The organism is Thermus brockianus (genome assembly GCF_021462505.1).
In the GTDB taxonomy this organism is placed as follows: domain Bacteria; phylum Deinococcota; class Deinococci; order Deinococcales; family Thermaceae; genus Thermus; species Thermus hydrothermalis.
In genome coordinates this window covers 157688-181479 of the sequence record NZ_JAKEDV010000002.1, presented here as the reverse complement: position 1 = coordinate 181479, position 23792 = coordinate 157688, and the positions used below count along the sequence as shown (strand labels likewise).

Below are 23792 nucleotides of genomic sequence, written 5' to 3'. Positions count from 1 at the left end.
CCTAGCGTAAAGAAGTGGACCCTCTGTGGTACAAGGATGCGGTCATCTACCAACTCCACGTGCGCTCCTTCTTTGATGCCAACAACGACGGGTATGGGGACTTTGAGGGCCTGAGGCAAAAGCTCCCCTACTTGGAGTCCTTGGGGGTGAATACTCTTTGGCTTATGCCCTTCTTCCAATCCCCCCTGCGGGACGACGGGTACGATATTTCGGACTACTACCAGATCCTTCCCGTCCACGGCACCCTCGAGGACTTCCAACGCTTCCTGGATGAGGCCCACGAGCGCGGGATCAAGGTCATCATAGAGCTTGTCCTCAACCACACCTCCATAGACCATCCCTGGTTCCAGGAAGCGCGGAAGCCCGGAAGCCCCAAACGGGACTGGTACGTCTGGAGCGACACGCCGGAGAGGTACAAAGGGGTCCGGGTCATCTTCCAGGATTTTGAAACCTCCAACTGGACCTTTGACCCGGTGGCGGGGGCTTACTACTGGCACCGCTTCTACCACCACCAACCCGACCTCAACTGGGATAACCCCGAGGTAGAGCGGGCTATGCACCAGGTAATGTTCTTCTGGGCCGACCTGGGGGTAGACGGCTTCCGCCTGGACGCCATCCCCTACCTCTACGAGCGCGAGGGAACTTCCTGCGAAAACCTCCCCGAAACCATCGCCGCGGTCAAGCGCCTGCGCCGCGCCCTGGAGGAGCGCTATGGCCCCGGGAAGGTGCTCCTCGCCGAGGCCAACATGTGGCCTGAGGAAACCCTCCCCTACTTTGGCGACGGGGACGGGGTCCACATGGCCTATAACTTTCCCCTCATGCCCCGCCTCTTCATGGCCCTGCGCCGGGAGGACCGGGGGCCCATAGAAACCATGCTCCGAGAAACCGAGGGAATCCCGGAAACGGCCCAGTGGGCCCTCTTCCTGCGCAACCACGACGAGCTGACCCTAGAAAAGGTAACGGAGGAAGAGCGGGAGTTCCTGTGGGAAGTCTACGCCCCGGATACCCGGTTCCGCCTCAACCTCGGAATCCGCCGCCGGCTCATGCCCCTCTTGGGTGGTGACCGAAGGCGTTATGAACTCCTTCACGCTCTCCTGTTCACCCTCAAGGGTACGCCCATCATCTACTACGGGGACGAGATCGGAATGGGCGACAACCCTTTCTTGGGCGACCGCAACGGGGTCAGGACTCCCATGCAGTGGTCCGCAGACCGCAACGCTGGCTTTTCCCGAGCTCCTCACCACCGGCTCTTCCTGCCACCCATAGGCGAAGGCCCCTATAGCTACCAGTTCGTCAACGTAGAAGCCCAAGAGGATAACCCCCATTCCCTCCTAAACTTCATCCGCCGCTTTCTCGGCCTCAGAAAGCAGCACGCCAAAACCTTGGGACGAGGAAGCCTGATCCTTCTTCCCGTGGAAAACCGCCGTATTTTGGCCTTTCTCAGGGAGTACCAAGGGGAGCGTATCCTGGTGGTGGCCAACCTTTCCCGCTACGCCCAGGCCTTTGACCTGCCCCTGGATCCCTACCAGGGCCTCGTGCCCCTGGAGCTCTTCTCCCAATCCCCCTTTCCCCCCATTGAAGGACCCTACCGGCTCGCCCTTGGTCCACACGGCTTCGCCCTTTTCTCCCTCGTACCCCAGGAGCACGTGGAGACCCTTAGGGTCCAGATCCCTGACTGGGCAGAGGAGGCTGCACCCGAAAAGCTACCCCTCGTGCCCCTGCGGGAAGGTCCGGAAACGCTCTTTATAGAGACCCTCGCGGACAAGGAAGGGCAGGATGCCTTCCTCAAAGCGCTGGCTAGGGCCCTGGGGGAGCGAAGCTGGCTCCCCCTAAGGCCCCAAGGCGCCACCCTACTGGACGCCCTCCGGCTGGAGAAGGATCCTCCCCTCTACCTTACCCTGGTACGCCTGGAAAACCACGAGAGGACCCTAGTCTTCCTGCCCATCGGATTCAGCCCCGTGCGCAAAGAGGGCATGCCTGGGCTCTTCGCCCAAACGTGGCCTAAGGAGGGGTACCTCTACGAGCTCTCCCAGGACCCCACCTTCTATGCCCTCCTCCTTAAGCGGCTGGCGGCTGGCCTGGAAGGACGTAGCCTCATGGCCTACTACCGGGGCAGCCACCCAGGCCCGCTGCCGGAAAACCTCACCCTGCTGCGCCCAGGACTGGCCGCCCAGGACGGCGTTTGGCTCCAGGTGGGATTGGTGCAGGATGGTGGGCTGGACCGGACCCTTCGCCTCTTGCCCCACCTCTCCCTCCCTTGGGTTCTCCCGCCCCAAGGTCATCTGGTGTGGCAGCGGGGCTCCGAAAGGCGGGTGCTCGCCCTTACCGGCACCCTACCCCCTGGACTCCCCCAAGAGGCCTTTGCCGTGGCCCAAACCCTGGCCCGCGAGGGCCTCTCCCGCCTGCAGGGACATAGCCCTGAAAGCCTGAGCCTGGGCCTCCTGGCGGAGGCCTTCAGAGAGCTAGAGGGGTTGGCACGCCTCCTCGGCGTACGGCTTGCCCTCCTCCACCGGGCGCTCGCCGAAGCGGAAGGGGGAAGCCCCCAACCCCTCCTGCAGCGAGGCTTGGGGGCTTTTCTGGTCCTAGAGGGGGAAGTGTACCTCTTGGCCTTGGGCCCCCAAGGCTACGGAAGCCCCCTGGAAGACCTTGCCCGGCTGGCTTATGACCTGGAACGGGCGGTGGAGCTGGCCTGGGAGAGCCTCGAGGGGCTACACCCGGACTTACCCGGCCTGGTGAGCGACTTCCTCATGGAGAACGCCCTCATCTCCGCCTACCGGGATGCCGCCGAAGCTTCTTGGGTCGGGGAAGATTGGGTCCGGACCATGGCCCGAATGGCCGAAAGGCAACGGCACCGGGAAGCCCGCCCCGCCCGGGAGCGCATCTACGAGCGCTGGAGAAGGCGGGCCCAGGAAGGCTAAACCCGGCGCACCGCTGCCTTGGGGCTGAAAGTGGCCTCCTCCGGAAGGAGCCGCCGCTTCTTGGCCCTCCGGTACACGGCGTCCCACATGCGGCAGAAGGAGCAGACGGCCCCCGTGGTGGGGTAGCCGCACCGCTCGCACTCCCTTAGGGCCACCTCCTCCCCCGCCTGGAGCCTTGGTTGCACCTTATCCAAGAAGCCCTCGAGGAAGCGGAGCTTGGCCCCCGGCATCTCCTTCTCCACCAGGTTCAGGGCCTCCTTGTAGAGGAGGCTTTTCGCCCCCTTGGCGTTGGGGCACTCCTCGTGCAGGTAGCGGATGCCGCGAAGGAGGGTATAGGAGAGGACCTCCCGCTCGCTAAAGCGGTAGAAGGGCTTGACCCGGGCGGCGAGGCCCGGCTTTTCGGGGAGGACCGGCCCCTGCCGGACCAAGGCGTCCTCCTGGGGGTTCAGGAGGTTGCCGAAAAGCACCGCGGCCTCATCGTCCAGGTTGTGGCCCGTGGCCACGGCGCGGAAGCCCCCTTCCACCGCCACCTGGTTGAGGATGTAGCGCTTGGAAAGCCCGCAGGCCGAGCAGGCCACCCGCCCGGAGAGGGTGGCAAGCTCCGGTACCCCGAAGCCATAGGCCTCCTTGAGGTCCACCACCCAAAGCTCCAGGCCCCTTTCCCGGGCGAAGGCCTCCGTGACCTCGAGGCTCCGCCTGGAGTACTCCCCGATGCCAAGCTCAATGTGAAGCCCCACCGCCTCGTAGCCCAGGCGGCTTAGCACGTCCCAGAGGGCCAGGGAGTCCTTTCCCCCGGAAACCGCCACCAAGACCCGCTCCCCGGGCCTAAGCATATTGTGGCGGCGGATGGCCCTCTCCGTCTCCTTCACGAACCAGTCCAGGTAGTGCGCCCGGCAGAGGGCGAACCCCCTGGACACCGCCACCTGGGCCTTTTCCCCGCAGACCTTGCAGACCACGCTAGCCTCCCGAGATGGCGGAAAGCACCTCTATCGTCTCCCCCTCTCCCACCACCTGGTCCAGGGTGAGGAGGTCTTCCCCCCGCACGGCCACCACCGTTTCCGGGTTCAGGCCAAGCTCCAGGAGAACCTCCTTTAGGGGCCTATCCCCCCTAACCTCCACCTCCTTGCGCTCGGGTAGGCGCAGAATAACCTTCACCCCGCTAGTCTAGCAGGTAGGGGGAGACGAGCTCTGTGAGCCGGCTTAGGGTAAGCCGGTTCCGCTTTTCTATCTCCAGCCGCCTGGGGATTTCGGGGTAGGGCTCCTCTGGGTCGTGGAGGGTGGGGGTAAGGGGCCGCCCAAGCCTTGCCTCCCAAGCCCTAAGCCACCCCTCCGGGAGGCGCTCGGGCAAGGGCAGGCCGTGGAAGACGTGGTAAAGGAGGGTCCAGACCCGCACCGCCCCGTCCAGGCTATACCCGCCCCCCAGGGTGAAGAGGACCCGCCCCCCCGCATAGGCCTCGGCGTACTCCAGGATGAGGCGGAAAAGCCTCTCGTAGGCCCGGGTGGTGAGGAGGAGGTCCGCCAAGGGGTCCAAATAGTGGGCGTCCGCCCCCGCCTGCACCACGAGCACATCGGGCCGGAAAGCCCTTAGGGCCCAAGGCACCAAGGCTTCAAAGACCTCCAGGTAGCTTGCGTCCTCGGTGAAAGGCTCCAGGGGGAGGTTCAGCTTCCTCCCCACCCCCTCCCCCCGGCCCAGCTCGTGCACGTGCCCGGTGCCCGGGAAGAGGTAGCGGCCCGACTCGTGGAGGCTTAGGGTGAGGACCTCCTTCTCCTCGTAGTGGATCCACTGCACCCCGTCCCCGTGGTGGACGTCAATGTCCAGGTAGGCCACCCGAAGCCCGGCCCGGGTCAGGTGGCGGATGGCCACGGAAAGGTCGTTGTACACGCAAAACCCCGAGGCCCGGTCGTACTGGGCGTGGTGCAGGCCCCCACCCAGTTGCAACACCCGCTTCTCCCCGGCAAGGATCCGCCTCGCCCCCTCGAGGGTCCCCCCCACCAGGATGCGGGCCGCCCGGTCCATGCCCGGGAAGACGGGGGTGTCCCCCGTGCCCAGGCCGTAGTGTTCCAGGTCCGGCACCCTCTCCCCAAGGCTTGCCGCCTCCACCCGCTTCACCAGGCGCTCGGAGTGGACGGCAAGCACCTCCTCCCGGGTAGCCTCCGGGGGAAGGTGGGGCGCCCGCCAAGCCCCCAGGGCCTGGAGAAGGGAGGTGAGCATCTCCAAGCGCACCGGGGAGAAGGGATGGTCCGGGCCGAAGTTGTAGAGGCGGTACTCGTCCCGGTAGATCACCATGGCTTCTTGGGGGGCCAGAGCACCTCAAAGCCTTCCCGCCTCAGGCCCTCCGCCAAGAGGTGGGTTTCCAAGGTGTTCACCCGCACCACCGCCCGCACGAAATCCCCGTCCTCCGGGTAGGAGAGGAGGGAGTGGATGTTCACCCCCCGGCCCGCCAAGAACCCCGTGAGGCGGGCCAGCTCCCCCACCTTGTCGGGCAAGCGGACCTCCAGCCTCCCCGAAGGCTCCGTGACCCCGGTGAGCTCAAGCAAGGCATCCAGCAGGTCAATGCCCGTGACGATACCCACCAAGGCCCCGTCCTCCAAAACCGGCAGCGAGCCGATCTTCCTCTCCCGCATCACCCGGGCCGCCTCCTCCACGGGGTCCAGGGGGTGGGCGGTGACCACCTTCTTGGTCATCACCGCCGCCACCTTCTCGCCGATGGGGCAAGGGCCCTTGGGGTTCAGGTGGCTCGTGGCCAGGCGGATGTCCCGGTCGGTGATGATGCCAAGAAGCCTCCCCTCCGCCACCACGGGCAGGTGCCGGATGCCCCTTTCCAGGAGGAGGCGGTAGGCCTCTTCCAGCGTGGCGTCCGGCCCCACCGTGACCACGGGGGAACGCATCACGTCCTTGACCAGCATGAAACGAGTATACCCCCCACGAAGGGGGGTACCCTGCCCGCCAGGGCCTCAAAGGATGTCGTCCCGGATGCAGGCCTTGTAGTGGCCCGGGGCCACCTCCTTGAGCTCGGGCACGGTGTGGGCGCACTCGGGGAGGGCATAGCGGCAGCGGGTGCGGAAGACGCACCCCGAGGGCGGGTTGATGGGGGAAGGGATATCCCCCTGGAGGACGATGCGCTCCCGCTTCACCGTGGGGTCGGGGATGGGCACCGCCGAGAGCAAGGCCTCCGTGTAGGGGTGCTTGGGGTTGCGGTAGAGCTCCCGGGAGGAGGCGATCTCCATCACCTTCCCCAGGTACATCACCGCCACCCGGTCGGAGATGTACTCCACCACCGCCAGGTCGTGGGCGATGAAGAGCAGGGTGAGGCCGAGCTCCTCCTTCAGGTCTTGGAGGAGGTTCACCACCTGGGCCTGGATGGACACGTCCAGGGCGGAAACGGGCTCGTCCGCCACGATGAACTCCGGGGCCACCGCCAGGGCCCGGGCGATGCCGATGCGTTGCCGCTGCCCACCCGAGAACTCGTGGGGGTAGCGGCGCATGTGGTCGGGGGAAAGCCCCACGAGCTTGAGAAGCTCCGCCACCCGCTCGGCGCGCTCCTGGGGCGTCTTGCCGATCCCGTGGATGACCAAGGGCTCGGCGATGATATCCCCCACGGTCATGCGGGGGTTCAGGGAGCTAAAGGGGTCTTGGAAGATGATCTGCATCCGGCGGCGGTAGGGCCTGAGCTTGTCCTTGGGTAGCTCGGTGATGTCCTGGCCGTCAAAGAGGATCCGGCCCCCCGTGGGCTCAATGAGGCGCAACAGGGTGCGGCCCACCGTGGTCTTGCCGCTCCCCGATTCCCCCACGAGCCCCAGCACCTCCCCCCGCCTTATGGCGAAGGACACCCCGTCCACCGCCTTCACGCTCCCCACCACCCGGGAAAGCACCCCGCCCCGGATGGGGAAGTGCTTCTTGAGGTCCTGGACCTCCAAAAGGACCCCGCTCATGCCCTAACCTCCCGGATCTCCCGCCAACGCACGCACCGCACCTGCCGCCCATCCCCCGTGTCCTCCAAAGGCGGCACCTCCCGGTCGCAAAGCCCTTCCACGTAGTGCTTGCACCGCGGGTGGAAGGCGCACCCCGGGGGCAGGTAAAGGGGGTTCGGCACGTTGCCGGGAATGGCCTCGAGGCGCTCCTTATGCTCCGCCGCCAGGTCCAGCCGGGGCACCGAGTGGAGAAGCCCCCGGGTGTAGGGGTGAAGGGGGTCTTTGAAGAGGGGCACCACGTCCGCCTGCTCCACCGCCCGCCCCGCATACATCACCACCACCCGGTCCGCCATCTCCGCCACCACCCCCAGGTTGTGGGTGATGAAGAGGATGCTCATCCCGATCTCCTCCTGGAGCTTCTTCATCAGCTCCAGGATCTGGGCCTGGATGGTCACGTCCAAGGCGGTGGTGGGCTCGTCGGCGATGAGAAGCGAGGGGTTGCAGGAAAGGGCCATGGCGATCATCACCCGCTGCCGCATCCCCCCGGACATCTGGTGGGGGTAGTTGGCAAGCCGCTTCTTGGGCTCAGGAATCCCCACCAGGTCCAGCATGTGGGCGGCGAGCTCCATGGCCTCCTTCCGGCTTTTCCCCTGGTGGAGCATGATGGCCTCGGCGATCTGGTCCCCCACCGTGTACACCGGGTTCAAGGAAGTCATGGGCTCCTGGAAAATCATGGCGATGTCGTTCCCCCGGATGCGCCGCATCTCCGCCTCAGAGAGCTTGGTGAGGTCCCGCACCTGGCCGTCCTTCCCCCGGAAGAGGATCTCCCCACCCACGATCCGCCCCGGCGGGGTAGGGATGAGCCGCATGATGGCCAGGGAGGTCACGCTCTTCCCCGAGCCCGACTCCCCCACCACCGCCAGGGTCTCCCCTTTGTCCACGTGGAAGGATACCCCGTCCACCGCCTTCACCACCCCATCGTCGGTGAAGAAGTGGACCTTAAGGTCTCTCACCTCCAGTAGCCGCTTGTCGTCCATGCGCACTCCTTCGGGCACTGCCCCTAAAACACCTCACCCGTTATACGCCATACCCCATAAAAAGAGAAGAGCCTAACGCCTCCGCCTGGGGTCCAAGGCGTCCCTTAGCCCATCCCCTAGGAAGTTCCAGGACAGCACCGAGAGGAAGATGAAAAACCCCGGCCAAAGCACCCAGGGGCGGTCGGTGAAGGAGGCAAACCCCCCTTGTTGCGCCGCCTGCAAAAGGAGCCCCCAACTGGTATAGGGCTCCGTCACCCCAAGGCCCAAAAAGGAGAGGCCGCTTTCCCCCAGGATGAAGCCCGGGATGGTCAGGGAGAGGCTCACGATCACGTAGCTCGCCGTGGCCGGGAGCACGTGCCGGGCGATGATGCGCCCATCCGAGGCCCCTAAGGCCCGCGCCGCCTGCACGTAGTCCATCTCCCGCACGGAAAGCACGATGCCCCGCACCACCCGGGCCAGGCCGCCCCAGCCGATGAACCCGAGAAGCCCCACCACCAGGTAAAAGGTGAAGAGGGGGTCAATGTTGGTGGGAAAGACCGCCCTAAGGGAGATGAGGAGGAAAAGGCTTGGGATGGCAGCGATGATCTCCACCGTGCGCATGATGAGGTCATCGGGGTCCAAACGGATCGGCTCGGAAAAGACCCGGCGCAGGATGAGGTAAGCCGCCCCCAACCCGAGAAGGAGCACCGCCCCGTCCACCAAAAGGGAATAGGCTTCCTTCCCCGGGCTTAGGCGCACGAAGGACCAGGCCAGGAACAAAGCCCCCGCCGCCACCCCAAGCCAGAGGAGGAGGCTTAGGGGGCCTAGGACCATCCCCACACCCCGCCAAAGCCCCGGCGGCAGGGAAAGGGCGAAGGGCCTGCCGGAAAAGTAGCCGGCGATGCCCCCCAAAAGAAGCCCCAGGGCAAAGGACACCAAGGCGGAGAGGATGCCGATGGTCAGGGAAACCTGGCCGCCATAGACCACCCGGCTAAAGAGGTCGCGGCCGAAGTTGTCGGTGCCCATGAGGAAGATCCTTCCGGGTGGGTCCACCCCAAACAGCCGGAGGTCCGAGCGAAAAACCTTAAACACGGTGTAAGGCTGGTCTGGGGTGCGCACGAAGAAGCGGATGTAGAACTTCCCTTGGGAAGGATCCTCCTCATAACGGGGCTGCAACGTGACCGGGTCAATGGTCCGGCGCGTGGCGTAGACGAAGGGCCGGGTCAGCCGGCCCGTTTCCGGGTCTATGAAGTGGATCCGGGTGGGTGGGTGGTGCCCCTTGGGTGGGTAGAGCTCGTAGTAGTTGGGGTCGTAGGGGCTGAAGAAGCCGGCGAAGGCGGCCATCAGGTAAAGTACGAGAAGGATCCGCCCGCCCCAGACCGCAAGCCGGTGGCGGCGGAACTGGCGAAGGGCCAGGGTAAAGCCGCTAGAAGGCGCTAAGCGTTCCACAAGACCCCCCTACTCATAGCGAATCCTGGGGTCCACCCAGGCCAAAAGCAAATCGGAGATCAGGTTGCCCACCATGAGGAGAACCAGGCTCACCGTGAGAAAGCCGGCGATCACGTAAAGGTCCTGGTTGGCGATGGCGTCTAGGAAGAAGGGGGTGATGCCCGGCCAGGCCATGACCACCTCCACAAAGCCCGCCCCCGAGATCAGGCTCGGCAAGAGCCCGCCCAGGGTGGCCACGAAGGGAATCACCGCATTGCGGAAAGCGTGCTTGTAAAGGACCACCCGCTCGGAAAGCCCCTTGGCCCGGGCGGTGCGGATGAAGTCCTGGGAAAGCACCTCCAGCATCTGCCCCCGCATGAGCCGGGAAAGCCCGGCGATGTCGTTGGCCGTGGCCACCAGGACGGGCACCACCGCATGCCAGGCGATGTCCAGAACCTGGCGCAAGGGAGGCATCTGCTCAAAACCGCTTGAGGTCATTCCCGAAACGGGGAAAACCAGTACCCCCGTGTGGAACTTGATCTGCAGGAGGACGTATATGGCGATGAGGGCCAGGAAGAAGCTGGGCACGGAAAGGCCCACGTAGGCCAAAAAGGACAGGATGCGGTCCCCCAGGGAGTACTGGCGCACGGCCCCATAGACCCCTATGGGTATGGCCACGAGGTAGAGAAGAAGGGTGGAAGGGATGACGATGACCATGGAGTTCACCACCCGGGGCCAGACCACCTCCAGCACCGGGGCCTGGTAGGCGAAGGAATAGCCTAGGTTTAGGTGCAAGAGGTTGTTCATCCAAAGGAGGTACTGCTCGTAGATGGGCCGGTCTAGGCCGAACTGGGAGCGAAGCCGGGCGATGGTTTCGGGGGTCACCTTAGGGTCCAGCTCCAGCTGGGTGAGGTAGTCCCCCGGGGCCATCTGGATGATGAGGAAGGCGAGTAAGGTGGCCCCGAAAAAGGTGGGAATCAGGTAGAGGATGCGCCGAAGGATGTAGGCGGTCATGGGTTTCCCAAAGGACCCCCGGGGCCCTTGGCCCCGGGGGCTAAAGGCTTTGGCTCATTTCTTGATGAAGGTGAGCTCCAGCTGCCGCTGGCCCCAGATGGCGCTGATGATGGCATCCGGGTGTTCGCCACCCAGGCGGTTGTTCCATGCGGGGTGGTAGTTGGGCCCGGCGATGTAGATGACGGGAAGAAGCTGGGCCTCAATCTCCTGCATGCGGTAGCCGATCTCTACCCGCTTCTTGAAGTCCAGCTCGGTGCGGCCGCGGAAATAGAGGGCGTCCAGCTGGGTTTCCCGGGGGTCCAGGCACTGGCCCGACTTGTTCCACATGTGCAGGTTGCCCTTGCACGGGACCACGTTGGAGCCAAAAGGCCAGTCCAAGTCACCGCCGGTGAGGCCGATGATGATGGCATCAAAGGGGCGGTCGGGCCCCGAGGAGAGAAGCTGGCCCACCAGGGTGTTGAAGTCAATGGCGGTAAAGTTTACCTTCACCCCCACCTTCTTGGCCTCGTCCACGATGAGCTTGGCGATCTGCTCCCGCTGGGCGTTGCCAGCGTTGGTGGAGAGGTTGAACTCAAGCCTCCGCCCCCTGGAGTCCACCAGATACCCTTCCCTATCCTTCCTGGTGAAGCCCAGCTCGGCCAAGAGCTTCGCCACCTCCTGGAGGTTGTACTCGTACTTGGGCACCTTGGGGTTGATCCACTGCGTGAGCACAGGGTAGACGCTGGAGTACATGGGGGTGCCCAGGCCGCCGTAGACGATCTCCACCACCGCCTGGCGGTTCACGATGTGGCTCATGGCCCGGCGGAACTTATCCGAGCGGAACTTGCTTGAAGGGGTCGGAAGCCTTGTTCCAGTTGAAGACCATGAACTGGCTGCTGGCCACCGGGGAGGCGTTCACCTTGATGGTGGCGTCCAGCCGGCCCGCCTGGATGGCCTGGCGGATCTGGGAGATGTGGTCCACGGTGGAGGGGGCCATTAGGTCAATGTTCCCCGCCAGGAACTCCGCCAGCTGGGCGTTGGTGTCCTTCACGATCTTAATTTCGTAGCGGTCCAGGTAGGGCAAGGGGTTCCCCGCCTCGTCCTTGTTCCACTCCCCGAAGGCGGGGTTGCGCTTCAGGACCAAGCGCTCCCCCGGCCGGTAGCTCTCCACGAGCCACGGCCCGGCGGAAACGATGTTGGCCGGGTTCTCGTTTAGGGTCCACATCCTCTTGATGCCCTCGGCCCCTTCCTTTTGGTAAACAGGGCCGAAGACGTGGGCGGGCCAGGGGGTAAAGGCGGCCACGGCGAAGGCGGTGGCATCGGGCCTGGGGTAAATGAAACGGATGGTGTAGTCGTCAATCTTCCGGAGAACAATGGGCTTGCCGTCAATGAAGAAGGAATCATAGCTGTTGGAGCCCACCGCCTTGTCGGTGTGGATGCGCCAGGTCATGATCCAGTCGTCGGCGGTGATGGGCCGGCCGTCCGACCACTTCATGCCCCGGCGAATCTTAAAGGTGATCTCCAGCTTGTTGGGGCTCACCGTAAAGGACTCCGCCATGTAGGGAATCCACTCCCCGGTGGTGGGGTCTCGGCGCACCAGTCCGTAGGGGGAGATGGTGGCCGGTACGTTCCCCGCCTCTGCGGTGATAAAGGGGTTAAAGGTGCGGTAATCGGAGATCACCGCAGCCCGCAAGGTACCGCCCCGCTTCACCTCAGAGGGCTTGGCCACCGTCCACTTCTGCGGCCAGACGAAGGTCTGGGCGCTGGCCACACCAGCCAGGACGATAAGGCCTGCCATCAAGACCAGGGCTTTTCTCATATTCTCGCCTCCGCTTGCCTTACGGGGCTAAGGCTACACATCCCGTTTGGCCCCTGTCAAGCACGCTTGACCCACCCCTGCCCTCGTGGAAAAATCCCCCTCATAAGGAGGTGGCCATGAAAGCGGTGGTCATGGAGGCGAGAGGCGGTCCAGAGGTGCTCAAGGTGGCGGAAGTCCCCACCCCCGAGCCCGGCCCGAAAGAGGTGCGCCTTCGGGTAAAGGCAGCGGCCCTCAACCACCTGGACATCTGGGTGCGCAAGGGGGTGGCGAGCCCCAAGCTACCCCTTCCCCACGTGCTGGGGGCCGATGCCAGCGGCGTGGTGGAGGCGGTGGGCCCTGGGGTCACGGGCTTCGCCCCCGGAGACGAGGTGGTGGTGAACCCGGGGCTTTCCTGCAGCCACTGCGAGCGCTGTTTGGCTGGGGAGGATAACCTGTGCCCGAAGTACGAGATCCTAGGCGAGCACCGCTGGGGCGCCTACGCCGAATATCTGGTGGTGCCGGAAGCGAACCTCTTAAAGAAGCCCGCCAACCTCTCCTTTGAAGAAGCCGCCGCCATCCCCCTCACCTTCCTCACCGCCTGGCAGATGGTGGTAGATAAACTCCAGGTCCGCCCCGGGGACGACGTCTTGGTCATGGCGGCGGGAAGCGGGGTGAGCGTGGCCGCCATCCAGATCGCCAAGCTCTTCGGAGCGCGCGTCATCGCCACAGCGGGCTCCGAGGAAAAGCTACGCCGGGCCAAGGAGCTTGGGGCCGACGAGGGCGTGAACTACACCCACCCCGACTGGTTCAAGGAGGTGCGCCGCCTCACCGGAGGCAAAGGAGCGGACAAGGTGGTGGACCATACCGGGGCCCTCTACTTTGAAGGGGTCATCAAGGCCACGGCCAATGGCGGCCGCATTGCCATCGCAGGGGCCTCCTCAGGGTACGAGGGGACGTTGCCCTTCGCCCACGTGTTTTTCCGCCAGCTTTCCATTCTTGGGTCCACCATGGCCTCCAAGAGCCGCCTTTTCCCCATCCTCCGCTTTGTGGAAGAAGGGAAGCTTAGGCCCGTGGTGGGGCAGGTGCTGCCCTTGGAAGAGGCTGCGGAGGGCCACCGGCTATTGGAGGAGCGGCGGGTGTTTGGCAAGGTGGTGCTTCGGGTGAACTAAGGGCGCTTTGTCCCTTTTCTAAAGGGGACGTGGTTCAAGGGCTCAGGACGTACAATACCAGGCGAGGTGGTGCCCATGGAACACACGGACGTGATCATTATCGGTGCGGGACCAGCGGGGCTTTTTGCAGGGTTTTACGTGGGGATGCGGGGGCTTTCCTTCCGCTTTGTAGACCCTTTGCCGGAGCCCGGAGGGCAACTTACCGCCCTGTATCCGGAAAAGTACATCTACGACGTGGCGGGCTTTCCCAAGGTGTACGCCAAGGACCTGGTGAAGGGCCTTGTGGAGCAGGTGGCCCCCTTTAACCCCATCTACAACCTGGGGGAACGGGCGGAAACCCTGGAGAAGGAGGGCGACGGCTTCAAGGTCACCACCTCCGCGGGCCAGACCTACACCGCCAAGGCGGTCATTATCGCCGCAGGGGTCGGGGCTTTTGAGCCTCGGCGCCTCGGGGCCCCCGGGGAGAAGGAGTTTGAGGGCAAGGGGGTGTACTACGCCGTAAAGGCCAAGGCGGAGTTCCAGGGGAAACGGGTCCTCATCGTGGGCGGGGGGGATAGCGCCGTGGACTGGGCCCTCAACCTGCTGGGCACCGCCCAGGAAATCACCCTTATCCACCGCAGGCCCCAGTTCCGGGCCCACGAGGCCAGCGTGAAAGAGCTCCTCCAGGCCCATGAGGAAGGGAAGCTTAGGGTGCTCACCCCCTACGAGGTGCGGCGGATTGAGGGGGACGCCTGGGTGAAGCGGGCGGTGATTTTCCACAACCAAACCCAGGAGGAGCTGGCGCTGGAGGTGGACGCCGTGCTCATCCTAGCGGGCTACCTCACCAAGCTGGGCCCCTTGGCCAACTGGGGCCTGGAGCTAGAAAAGAATAAGATCAAGGTGGACACCACCATGGCCACCAGCATCCCCGGCGTCTACGCCTGCGGGGACATCGTCACCTATCCGGGGAAGCTTCCCCTCATCGTGCTGGGGTTTGGCGAGGCCGCCATCGCTGCCAACCACGCCGCCGCCTACGCTAACCCGGCCCTCAAGGTAAACCCGGGCCACTCCTCCGAGAAGGCGGAAGAGAAAACGCCCGTCTAAAGCTTGGTCCCCCCAGGGTTGACCCCTGGGGGGGCCGTTTGCCCTATCATGGGGGCATATGCGGGTTGCCCTCTTCATTGACGGCTCGTACATGTACCTGGCGGCCAAACGCTTGGGGTGGAACGTGGACCACCGGCGCGTCCTCACCCAGTTCGCCACCCCTGAGCAGCTTTACAACGCCTTCTACTACGTGCCCATCACCGACCCCGAGGACGAGCGGCAACAACGCTTCATTGATGCCCTGGTCTTCATGGGCTACACGGTGCGAAGCCGCCTCACCCGGGGGGAGGCCCGTTTTGAGGCCATGATCGCCACCGACCTCCTCACCACCGCCCCCCGTTGGGACCGGGCCATCGTGGCGAGCGGCTCTGGGGACCTGGCCCACACCTTCGCCGCCCTACGGGCCATGGGTAAGGAGGTCCACCTCTTGGGCCTTCATGAGCTCGCTGACCTGGAGCTCCGCAACCAGGCGGACCGTTTTCTGAACCTGCCCGAGTGGCGGGAGGTGCTGGAAAGGACCCTGGGGGGCCGGCGCACCTACGTGGGCTATCCCGTGGAGGCCACGGTGGAGGTCCCCCCGGCCCCGGCGGAAGAAAGCAAGCCCTAAAAGGGCCATGCGCCCTGGGCCCTGGCTCGTCCTCCTGCTGGCGGGCCTTCTTTTTTTGGTCCCGCCCGCCTTCCCGGAGCCGCCACCCTCCCCGAGCTTGCGGGCGCTTCTCCCCTACCCCAAGGCGGTCCGGGAAAGGCTTGTGGCCCTGCATCTCCGGAACAAGGCGGGCCTTCACCTCCTCCTTGGGGAAGGGGCGGCCCGGGCCTATGACCGGCTTTTGCGCCTGGAGCTAAGCAACCAGCAGGCGGGGAAGCGCTCGGCCTTTGCCGAACCCCAGGCTGCCCTGGCCGCTGCCGAGCGGTGGGTGGAGGCCATCGGGCAGGCCCGCAGGGGGCAAAGGGTAAACCTTCAGGGCCTACCCATCGCTCCCCACCACGTCCTGCCTCACGCCAGGGAAATCCGAGCGGCGGCGGGGGCCTTGCGCATCCCCAAAGGGACCCTGGCGGCCATCGTGGACAACGAGCAGTACGGGGGGGACAAGGCCCTGGGGCTTTCCCGGGGGGTGCGGGAGGCGGTAGATGCCCTTGCCCAGGACCTGGCCGCCCTCCAGGGCCAAGCCCCCTTTAGCCGCACCTTGGGGCTTGCCCAGATGAGCTGGGAGGATGCCCTGAGGCAGGAGGAAAGGCTATGGCGGTTTGGCGCCTGGGACCCCGCAAGGCCCTTCCCCCGCACGGAGGCCGAGGCCCGGGCGGCCTTGGAGGACCCCTACCTCAACCTCCTTTTCACGGCAAGCCGCCTAAGGGGCTATTTCAACGCCATTTTTGGGCTTTCCCCCGAGGATGCCCGGCCCCTCGAGGACCCCTGGCTCCACTACCTAGGCCCCGCCTGGCACAACTACCCCCTAAGGGCCCAGAACCTGGAAACCTGGGAGGATAGCTTCCACGGCTTCTTCAAGGGCCTCCTCTACGAGGTGGTCCTGGAAGGGCACTGGCACCTCGAGGGCCAAACCCTCATCCCCCTACGGGTCTACGGCCCTGGAGCCGAGACCCCGAGCAGCGCCTACCCGCCCTGCCTTCTCCCCTAAACCCGCTCCATCCAAGGAAGGGGCTCCCCCGGGGGCAGAACCGGCCAACGCCCTTCCCGCATGTGCCGGAAGATGGCCTCCACCGCCTTTTCCGCCTCCGCCACCCAAAGGGGGGGATAGAGGGCCTTTTTCGCCAAAAACTCTTCCTGGTCAAACACCGCGCAGGTGTGGTCCGCCCGGCACTTCACGTCCAGCTCCAGGTCGTACTGCCGCAAGGCCTTCCCCGTCCACTCCGCCGGGGTCTGCACGTTCCAGTAGTACTCCAGGACCCGGCCCTCCCGCACGTCGGGGCCACCCGAGTACCAGGCCCCTGGGAAAAAGGCCACGTAGGCGTCGTGGTCCAGGGCAAAGGACCGCCCCTTGGCCACGTGGTGGAAAACCCCGCCGCGGGGCAAGAGGGTGAGCACGCCCTCAGGCCGCACCTCCACCACCCGGGCTTCCCAGTAGTAGTGGAGGACCTCCTCCGGGTATTTCCAGAACTCCACCCGGATGAGGTCCCCTAGGGCGAGGGGCCAGCTCACCGCCTGGTGCTGATGCCCAAGACCTTGTAGAGGGCGCAGAAGCCGGTGATGGCGGTGAAGAGAAGGACCACGCCCACGATGCCCAAGATCCAGTTCCACGGGGAAGCGGACTGGAAGGCGAAGTAGAAGAGGACCAGGGCCAGGACAAACCGGACCACCCTATCGGCGGTGCTTTCGTTCACCGTCATGGCTTACCTCCTGGGGAAAAGCATACACCATGGGCCCAGGGCCTTTGGCCTTGTGCTACAATAAGCCCTTGGCGTGGGCCGTTAGCTCAATCGGTCAGAGCGGCCGGCTCATAACCGGTTGGTTGCAGGTTCAAGTCCTGCACGGCCCACCAACGAGGCCCCTTGGGGGCCTTTTCCTTTTTGGCAAAATGGGGCTATGAACGCCTTGGAAGCTTTCCAGCTCCTGGAGTTGCGCGTGGGCCGGGTGGTGAAGGCGGAACCCCACGAGAAGGCGCGAAAGCCCAGCTACAAGCTCTGGATTGACCTGGGGCCTTTTGGGGTAAAGCGGAGCTCGGCCCAGATTACCGAGCTCTACACGCCCGAGGACCTGGTGGGCCGTTTGGTGGTCTGCGCCGTGAACCTGGGCACCCGGGTCATCGGGGGGTTTCCCTCGGAGGTCCTGGTCCTGGGCGCCAAGGACGAGGGGGGCCGGGTGGTCCTCCTCACCCCCGAGCGCGAGGTGCCCCTGGGGGAGAAGGTCTTCTAGCGGGTCCGGGTCACCTTGCTGAGGTACCGGGGGCGGTCGGGGTCCTGGCCGCGGGCCCGGGCCAGGGCCTCGGCCAAGGGATAAAAGGCCTGGGCGAGGAGAAGCGGGGTGAGCTCGGGGGCAAGGGCCACGGGAAGCGCCAAGGGGGCGTGGGCCAGGGCCAAGGCGTCGGGCTCGGGGGAGAGGACCAGGAGGTGGGCGCCCTTGGCCCGTAGGCCCTCCAGGGTTTCCAAAACCCCTTCCAGGGCCTCGTCCTTCTGCACCAGGGCCAACACGGGAAACCCCTCCTGCAAAAGGGCCTGGGGCCCGTGGAGGAACTCTGCCAAGGAAAGCCCTTCGGCGTGGAGGGCCGCCACCTCCTTTAGCTTCAGGGCCGCCTCGAGGGCCACGGGAAAGGTGAAGCCCCGCCCCAGCACGAAGAGGTCCTCCGCCTCCTCCAGGTACCCCAGGTCCCCCTTCGTTTCCAAAGCCCGCCCCAAGGCCTCGGGCAAGGCGGGCAGGGCTTCCCTAAGCCGGGGGTCTTCCAGGAGGTGGGCGAGGAGATGGGCCGTGGCCGCCAGCATGGCGAGGAAGCTCTTGGTGGCCGCCACCGCCTTTTCCTCCCCCGCATGGAGGGGAAAGACCACCTCCGCCTCCCTCGCCAAGGGGCTATCCTCCCGGTTCACCAGGGCCACGGTGAGGACGCCCCTCCCCCGGTAGGCCCGCACGGCTTCCAGGAGGTCCGGGCTTTCCCCGCTCTGGCTGTAGGCGAGGAGGAGGGCGGGGTGGGGAGGCTTGGGCCGCGCCCGGTAGAGGGTGAGGACGGAAGGGGCCAAGGGGAGCACGGGCCACTCCAGGCGGGCCTCGAGGAGGTACTTGGCGAAGAGGGCGGCGTGGTCCGAACTCCCCCGGGCCACGGTGAGGGCCAAGGCCGGGGGCTTGCGCTTTAGGAAAGCGGCCAGGCTTTTCACCTCCGCTTCGTTCTCCCTTAGAAGCCTCTCCACCACCTGGGGGGCTTCTTCCGCCTCCTGGCGCATGAAGGAAGCCATGTCCCCCATTGTAGCCCGCCCACCCTACCCCCTGCCCCAAAGGGGTGGTATACTTCCACGGATGGACCGCATCGTCATCCGGGGCGCGAGGGAGCACAACCTCAAGAACATCCACCTTGAGCTCCCCCGGGGCAAATTCATCGTCATCACCGGGGTTTCGGGCTCGGGGAAGAGCACCTTGGCCTTTGACACCATCTACGCCGAGGGGCAACGGCGGTACGTGGAAAGCCTCTCCAGCTACGCCCGCCAGTTCCTCGGGGTCATGGACAAACCGGAGGTGGAGAGCATTGAAGGCCTCTCCCCCGCCATCTCCATTGACCAGAAGACCACGAGCCACAACCCCCGCTCCACCGTGGGCACGGTGACGGAGATCCACGACTACCTCCGCCTCCTCTTCGCCCGGGTGGGCCAGGCCTACTGCCCCACCTGCGGCCGCCCCATTGAGAAGCAGTCCGCCAGTGAGATCACCGACCGCCTCCTGCAAAAGCCCCAGGGCACCCGGGCCGTCCTCATGGCCCCCCTGGTGCGGGGGAGAAAGGGGGAGTACCGGAAACTCTTCCAGCAACTCCTGAAGGAGGGGTACGCCCGGGTGCGGGTGGACGGGGTGATCTACCTCCTGGAGGAGGCACAGGGCCTCAACCTGGAGAAGTACGAGAAGCACGACATTGACCTGGTGGTGGACCGGGTGGTCCTCAAGGAGGAGGAACGCCCCCGCATCGCCGAGGCGGTGGAGCTCGCCCTCCTCCGGGGCGAAGGGCTTCTGCGCGTCCTCTACCCCGATCTGGGGGAGGAGGAGCTTTACTCGGAGAAGTTCGCCTGCCCCGAGCACGGAAGCGTCCTGGAGGAACTGGAACCCCGCATCTTCTCCTTCAACGCCCCTTACGGGGCCTGCCCCGCCTGCTCGGGCCTGGGGTACAAGCAGGAGTTTGACCCCGAACTGGTCATAAACCCCGAGCTTTCCCTTGCGGAAGGGGCCATCCTGCCCTGGGCCCGGGGCCGGGACACGGGGCGGAGCTACCTCTGGGACCGCCTCCGGGCCCTTTCCGAGTACCTGGGCTTTGACCTCAAAACCCCCTTCAAGGACCTGCCCGAGGCGGTGCAGCGGGCGGTGCTCTACGGCCTGCCCGAGCCCTTTGAGGTGGTCTTCCGCCGGGGAGGGAAGGAAACCTTCCGGGTGGAGGTGCACTACGAAGGGGTCATCCCCTGGTTGGAAAAGCGCTACCAGGAGGCGGAGTCCGAGGGGGTGCGGGAGGCCCTGGAAAGCTTCATGTCCCTGAAGCCTTGCCCGGCCTGCGGGGGTACCCGGTACAAGAAGGAGGTGCTCTCGGTAAAGGTGGCGGGCAAGAACATCGCCGAGGTCTCCGCCTTGCCCGTGCGGGAGGCTTTGGCCTTCTTCCAGGGGCTTGAGGAGCGCCTATCCCCCTTCCAGGCCCAGATCGCCCGGCCCATCCTCCGGGAGATCGTGGAGCGGCTTGGCTTCCTGGTGGGGGTGGGCCTGGACTACCTGACCCTGGACCGGGCGGCCAACACCCTCTCCGGGGGCGAGGCGCAACGCATCCGCCTGGCCACCCAGGTGGGGAGCGGCCTCACGGGGGTCCTCTACGTCCTGGACGAGCCCTCCATCGGCCTCCACCCCCGGGACAACCAGCGCCTCATCGCCACCCTGAAGCGCCTGCAGGCCCTGGGCAACACCCTCATCGTGGTGGAGCACGACGAGGAAACCATGCGGGCCGCCGACTGGATCGTGGACATGGGCCCAGGGGCGGGCATCCACGGGGGGGAGGTGGTGGCCCAGGGGCCCTTGGAGGAAATCCTAAGAAATCCCCGGAGCCTCACCGGGGCGTACCTGAGGGGCGAAAGGAAGATCCCCGTGCCCAAGGAAAGGCGCAAGGGGAACGGCAAGTGGCTCGTCCTAAGGGGCGCCCGGGAGCACAACCTGAAAAACGTCACCCTCCGGATCCCCTTGGGCCGCTTCGTGGCCGTGACGGGGCCTTCGGGAAGCGGCAAGAGCACCCTGATCCACGACGTCCTCTACGCCGCCCTGGCCCAAAGGCTCATGCGGGCCAAGACCACCCCGGGGGCCTACGAGGCCTTGGAGGGCATAGAGCACCTGGACAAGGTCATTGAGATTGACCAGTCCCCCATCGGCCGCACCCCCCGCTCCAACCCCGCCACCTACACGGGCATCTTTGACGAGATCCGCGACCTCTTCGCCAAGACCCCGGAGGCCAGGAAGCGGGGCTACGGCCCTGGCCGCTTCTCCTTCAACGTCAAGGGCGGGCGGTGCGAGGCCTGCGGGGGGGACGGCACGGTGAGGATTGAGATGCTCTTCCTGCCGGACCTCTACGTGCCCTGCGAGGTGTGCAAGGGGAAGCGGTACAACAAGGAAACCCTCGAGGTCAAGCTAAGGGGCAAGAGCATCGCCGATGTTCTGGACATGACCGCCGAGGAGGCCCTGGAGTTTTTCCAAAACGTTCCCACCATCGCCCGTAAGCTCCAGCTCATGGTGGACGTGGGGCTCGGCTACATGCGGCTTGGCCAACCTTCCCCCACCCTCTCCGGCGGGGAGGCGCAGCGGATCAAGCTGGCCACGGAGCTCGGGCGCAAGGCCACGGGCCGCACCCTGTACATCCTGGACGAGCCCACCACGGGCCTGCACTTTGAGGACGTGGCCAAGCTTTTGGACGTGCTCCACCGCCTGGTGGACGCCGGCAACACCGTGGTGGTCATTGAGCACAACCTGGACGTGGTGAAGACGGCGGACTGGGTCATTGACCTGGGCCCCGAGGGCGGGGACCGGGGTGGGGAGATCGTGGCCGAGGGGACCCCGGAGGAGGTGGCCCTTTCGGGAAGCCCCACCGGGGTCTTCCTGGCCCGCATCCCCGAGATCGCCGAAAGGATTGAGGTGGGAGCCCGGTAAGCCCTTGCCTTGGGGAACCCCCCTCGGTAAAGTAGCCTGGATTAGGGCTTAGGCCCGGGAGGAAGCATGCGGGTACTGGTAACAGGCGGTGCCGGCTTCATCGGCAGCCACATCGTGGAAAGCCTATGGAAAGAAGGGGTGGAGGTGGCGGTCCTGGACAACCTGGCCACGGGCAAGCGGGAAAACGTCCCCCAGGGGATTTATTTCTACAAGGTGGACCTACGGGATAGGGAGGGGCTTGAGCGGGTTTTCCGCGAGTTCCGCCCCACCCACGTGTCCCACCAGGCCGCCCAGGCCTCGGTGAAGGTGAGCGTGGAAAACCCCCTTTTGGACTTTGAGGTGAACCTCATGGGGGGGCTAAACCTCCTCGAGGCCTGCCGCAAGTGGGGGGTGGAGAAGCTGGTCTTCGCCTCCACGGGTGGGGCCATCTACGGGGAGGTGCCGGAAGGGGAAAGCGCCGAGGAAACCTGGCCCCCCAGGCCCAAAAGCCCTTACGCCGCCAGCAAGGCCAGCTTTGAGCACTACCTCTCCGCCTATGGCCAGAACTACGGCCTCAAATGGGTGGCCCTGCGCTACGCCAACGTCTACGGGCCCCGCCAAGACCCCCACGGGGAGGCGGGGGTGGTGGCCATCTTCGCCGAAAGGGTCCTGAAGGGAGAACCCGTCACCCTCTACGCCCGCAAGAACCCAGGGGACGAAGGGTGCGTGCGGGACTACATCTACGTGGAGGATGTGGTGCGGGCCCACAACCTGGCCCTAAAGGGCCTAGAAGGGGTCTACAACGTGGGGACCGGGGAAGGCCACACCACCAAGGAGGTGCTGGAGGCCGTGGCCGAGGCGGCGGGGAAGACGCCCGAGGTAAACCCCGCCCCTCCCCGCCCAGGGGACTTGGAGCGGAGCGTGCTTTCGCCCCTAAAGCTCATGGCCCACGGCTGGCGTCCCGAGGTGGGCTTCAAGGAGGGCATCCGGCGCACGGTGGCGTATTTCCAAGGGCGTTGACATACCCCCCTCCCCCATCCAAAGAGGGGGTATGAGCGTACGGTTCCTCCGCCCGGGATGGTTCGCTGCGGTCCTGGGGGGAGGCCGGGTAGCTTTGGCCCTGGCCCGGTTGGGGGCGCAGGGGCTAGGGGGCCTGGTTTACGTCCTCACGGCCGTTCTCTTCGCCTTAAGCCTGGCCTTCTTCTTGCCCAAGCTTTTAGGGCTTGGACTCCTCCTCCTGGCCTTTTACCTCGCCCCCTTCCCCAAGACCCTCCACGCCTTCCTGACCCTCCGGGTCCTCCGTGAGGAGGCGCCTGCGGGCCAACCGCACCCTAGCCCGCAGGGCGGCTAGGGCCTTCCGGTCCTCCCGGAGGCGCTTCTTGGCCCCGCTTAGCGCCTTCCTTCTGGCCTCCGGCCCCACGCCCCCCAGGACCTCCCGCCGGGCGAAGAAGGCCTCGAGGCTCATCCAGGCCACCAGCTCCTCCCGGTCCACCCCCAAAAGCTCGGGCCGCACCCCCGGCAAAGCCCCCCGCACCCGGCGGTAAGCCTCGGGGAGGGGAACCCCTTTGCGCACCAGCAAGTCCACCGCCTCCGAGGCCAAGACCTCCGGGGAAAGGGCCTCCAGGAGAAGGGCCGGCTCAAAGCGGCTTTCCTCCAGGGCTACCCGGGTGAGCTCTAGGGCTGCCTCCGCCTCGGCCAAAAGGTTGGCCAAGGGCTCCAAAACACCCGTGGAGTGGTCGTTGAGGTCGGTGAAGGGGGTATTGTGGTTGAGGTAGGGCAAAACCCCCGCCCCGCCCAAAAGGTTCCCCGCCCGGATGCGGGCGTGCTCCAGCACCACCGGGTTTCGCTTTTGCGGCATGAAGCTGGACCCTTGGGCGAGGCTTTCCCCCACCACAAAGGCCCCCCGGGCCGCCCAGGCCAGGAGGTCGGTGAGGAGGCGGGAAAGGCTTGTCCCCAACCCCGCCAGGGCGAAGGCGAGCTCTAGGGCGTAATCCCCAGCGGCCACGGCATCCAAGGTGTGCTCTATGGGCCCCTGGAAGCCCAAGAGGTGGGCGAGGCGCACCCGGTCCACGGGGTAGGGGCTGCCCGCCAGGGCGCTTGCCCCCAGGGGCGAGCGGTCCAGGGTGGCAAGGGCATGGACAAGCCTCCGGTAGTCCCGCTCTAGAAGGGCCTCCACCCCAAGGAGGTAGTGGTCCAAGGTGGAGGGCTGGGCCGGCTGGTGGTGGGTAGCGAGGACGAGGGGCACGCCGAACTGGGCCTCCGCCAGGCGCAAGAGGGCACGCCGCAAGCGCAGAAAATCCCCGAGAAGGGCAAGGACCTGGTCCTTCAAGTAGGCGCGGAAGACGGTGAGGTCCAGATCGTTCCGGGAAAGGCCCCGGCGCACGGCCCCCGCCACCTCCTCCCCCCAGTGCTCGGAAAGCTGGAGCTGGATGGAGAAGAAGACGTCCTCCACCTCCCCGGTGAAGCTGGGAAGGGGCAGGGTGCGAAGCTCCCTCAGGGCGAACACCGCCTCCTTGGCCTTGGGGAGGCCCAGGCGGGCAAGCTCTAGGGCATAGGCGGTGAGGGCGTCAAAGAAGTGGGGCACCAGGCGCTCCCGGGCGAAGCGGTAGTGGGGGGCAAGCACGTGCCGACGGTAGACCCCATGCCAGCGCATGCTCCCATCCTAGTCCGCAAGGCCCG

The 23792-nt window shown here is 65.7% G+C and carries 20 protein-coding genes, 1 tRNA gene and 1 pseudogene; 9 read left to right on the top strand and 13 right to left on the bottom strand.

Features of this window, described 5'->3' with window-relative positions:
- Positions 1 to 14 precede the first annotated feature (14 nt).
- Positions 15 to 2918 (top strand): maltose alpha-D-glucosyltransferase, encoded by a 2904-nt coding sequence (gene treS / locus LXN00_RS03095; protein WP_234504603.1) that lies wholly within the window; start codon positions 15 to 17, stop codon positions 2916 to 2918.
- Here treS and ttuA read toward each other — a convergent pair.
- The 9 genes and pseudogenes from ttuA to LXN00_RS03050 form a co-directional block, all read right to left on the bottom strand.
- Positions 2915 to 3874 (bottom strand): tRNA-5-methyluridine(54) 2-sulfurtransferase, encoded by a 960-nt coding sequence (ttuA, locus tag LXN00_RS03090; protein ID WP_234504601.1) that lies wholly within the window; start codon positions 3872 to 3874, stop codon positions 2915 to 2917. The genes treS and ttuA overlap by 4 nt on opposite strands.
- 1 nt (position 3875) lies before the next feature.
- Entirely contained in the window at positions 3876 to 4073 is a 198-nt protein-coding gene (ttuB, locus tag LXN00_RS03085; protein WP_234504598.1) for a sulfur carrier protein TtuB, read from the bottom strand.
- Between the two features lie 4 nt (positions 4074 to 4077).
- Positions 4078 to 5205 (bottom strand): acetoin utilization protein AcuC, encoded by a 1128-nt coding sequence (locus LXN00_RS03080; RefSeq protein WP_234504596.1) that lies wholly within the window; start codon positions 5203 to 5205, stop codon positions 4078 to 4080.
- A complete protein-coding gene (locus LXN00_RS03075) occupies positions 5199 to 5825 on the bottom strand; it encodes a CBS and ACT domain-containing protein (RefSeq protein WP_234504592.1) in 627 nt (208 codons plus the stop codon). The genes LXN00_RS03080 and LXN00_RS03075 overlap by 7 nt, the downstream gene beginning before the upstream one ends.
- Before the next feature lie 48 nt (positions 5826 to 5873).
- Positions 5874 to 6851 carry an ABC transporter ATP-binding protein gene (locus tag LXN00_RS03070; RefSeq protein ID WP_234504590.1) on the bottom strand — a complete coding sequence of 326 codons (978 nt, stop codon included), beginning with the start codon at positions 6849 to 6851 and terminating at the stop codon, positions 5874 to 5876.
- Entirely contained in the window at positions 6848 to 7867 is a 1020-nt protein-coding gene (locus LXN00_RS03065; protein ID WP_234505162.1) for an ABC transporter ATP-binding protein, read from the bottom strand. Before LXN00_RS03065 ends, LXN00_RS03070 begins: the two co-directional genes overlap by 4 nt.
- Before the next feature lie 72 nt (positions 7868 to 7939).
- A complete protein-coding gene (locus LXN00_RS03060; protein ID WP_234504588.1) occupies positions 7940 to 9295 on the bottom strand; it encodes an ABC transporter permease in 1356 nt (451 codons plus the stop codon).
- A gap of 9 nt (positions 9296 to 9304) precedes the next feature.
- Entirely contained in the window at positions 9305 to 10288 is a 984-nt protein-coding gene (locus tag LXN00_RS03055; RefSeq protein WP_234504585.1) for an ABC transporter permease, read from the bottom strand.
- Between the two features lie 54 nt (positions 10289 to 10342).
- Positions 10343 to 12086: pseudogene (locus LXN00_RS03050) on the bottom strand (ABC transporter substrate-binding protein).
- A gap of 116 nt (positions 12087 to 12202) precedes the next feature.
- Between LXN00_RS03050 and LXN00_RS03045 the strand changes: the two are divergent.
- The 4 genes from LXN00_RS03045 (at position 12203) to LXN00_RS03030 (ending at position 15951) form a co-directional block, all read left to right on the top strand.
- Positions 12203 to 13234, top strand: coding sequence for a zinc-binding dehydrogenase (locus LXN00_RS03045; RefSeq protein WP_234504582.1), 1032 nt, complete (start codon positions 12203 to 12205; stop codon positions 13232 to 13234).
- A 75-nt stretch (positions 13235 to 13309) separates the two neighbouring features.
- Positions 13310 to 14317, top strand: coding sequence for an NAD(P)/FAD-dependent oxidoreductase (locus tag LXN00_RS03040; protein ID WP_234505161.1), 1008 nt, complete (start codon positions 13310 to 13312; stop codon positions 14315 to 14317).
- 58 nt (positions 14318 to 14375) lie between these two features.
- Positions 14376 to 14924, top strand: coding sequence for an NYN domain-containing protein (locus LXN00_RS03035; RefSeq protein WP_234504579.1), 549 nt, complete (start codon positions 14376 to 14378; stop codon positions 14922 to 14924).
- A gap of 7 nt (positions 14925 to 14931) precedes the next feature.
- Positions 14932 to 15951, top strand: a complete 1020-nt coding sequence (locus tag LXN00_RS03030; protein WP_234504576.1) for a hypothetical protein — start codon at positions 14932 to 14934, stop codon at positions 15949 to 15951.
- Here the strand turns inward: LXN00_RS03030 and LXN00_RS03025 are convergent.
- Positions 15948 to 16472, bottom strand: coding sequence for a DUF402 domain-containing protein (locus tag LXN00_RS03025; RefSeq protein WP_234504574.1), 525 nt, complete (start codon positions 16470 to 16472; stop codon positions 15948 to 15950). The two genes, LXN00_RS03030 and LXN00_RS03025, sit on opposite strands and share 4 nt — an antisense overlap.
- The gene (locus tag LXN00_RS03020) at positions 16469 to 16660 is read right to left on the bottom strand and encodes a YgaP family membrane protein (RefSeq protein WP_234504571.1); all 192 of its coding nucleotides are present in this window, start codon (positions 16658 to 16660) and stop codon (positions 16469 to 16471) included. Before LXN00_RS03020 ends, LXN00_RS03025 begins: the two co-directional genes overlap by 4 nt.
- Before the next feature lie 75 nt (positions 16661 to 16735).
- On the opposite strand from LXN00_RS03020, the gene LXN00_RS03015 reads away from it, so the two are divergent.
- Both LXN00_RS03015 and LXN00_RS03010 read left to right on the top strand, forming a co-directional pair.
- Positions 16736 to 16812, top strand: a tRNA-Ile gene (locus LXN00_RS03015).
- Positions 16813 to 16856: 44 nt separating this feature from the next.
- Entirely contained in the window at positions 16857 to 17186 is a 330-nt protein-coding gene (locus LXN00_RS03010) for a tRNA-binding protein (RefSeq protein WP_234504568.1), read from the top strand.
- Here LXN00_RS03010 and LXN00_RS03005 read toward each other — a convergent pair.
- Positions 17183 to 18214 carry an SIS domain-containing protein gene (locus LXN00_RS03005; protein ID WP_234504566.1) on the bottom strand — a complete coding sequence of 344 codons (1032 nt, stop codon included), beginning with the start codon at positions 18212 to 18214 and terminating at the stop codon, positions 17183 to 17185. The two genes, LXN00_RS03010 and LXN00_RS03005, sit on opposite strands and share 4 nt — an antisense overlap.
- A gap of 61 nt (positions 18215 to 18275) precedes the next feature.
- Between LXN00_RS03005 and uvrA the strand changes: the two genes are divergently transcribed.
- Complete coding sequence (gene uvrA, locus LXN00_RS03000) at positions 18276 to 21134, top strand: excinuclease ABC subunit UvrA (protein ID WP_234504563.1); 2859 nt, start codon at positions 18276 to 18278, stop codon at positions 21132 to 21134.
- A gap of 66 nt (positions 21135 to 21200) precedes the next feature.
- Entirely contained in the window at positions 21201 to 22133 is a 933-nt protein-coding gene (locus LXN00_RS02995; protein ID WP_234504561.1) for an NAD-dependent epimerase/dehydratase family protein, read from the top strand.
- A 196-nt stretch (positions 22134 to 22329) separates the two neighbouring features.
- On the opposite strand, the gene LXN00_RS02990 is transcribed toward LXN00_RS02995, so the two are convergent.
- Positions 22330 to 23766 (bottom strand): lyase family protein, encoded by a 1437-nt coding sequence (locus LXN00_RS02990; protein WP_234504560.1) that lies wholly within the window; start codon positions 23764 to 23766, stop codon positions 22330 to 22332.
- Between the last annotated feature and the right edge of the window lie 26 nt (positions 23767 to 23792).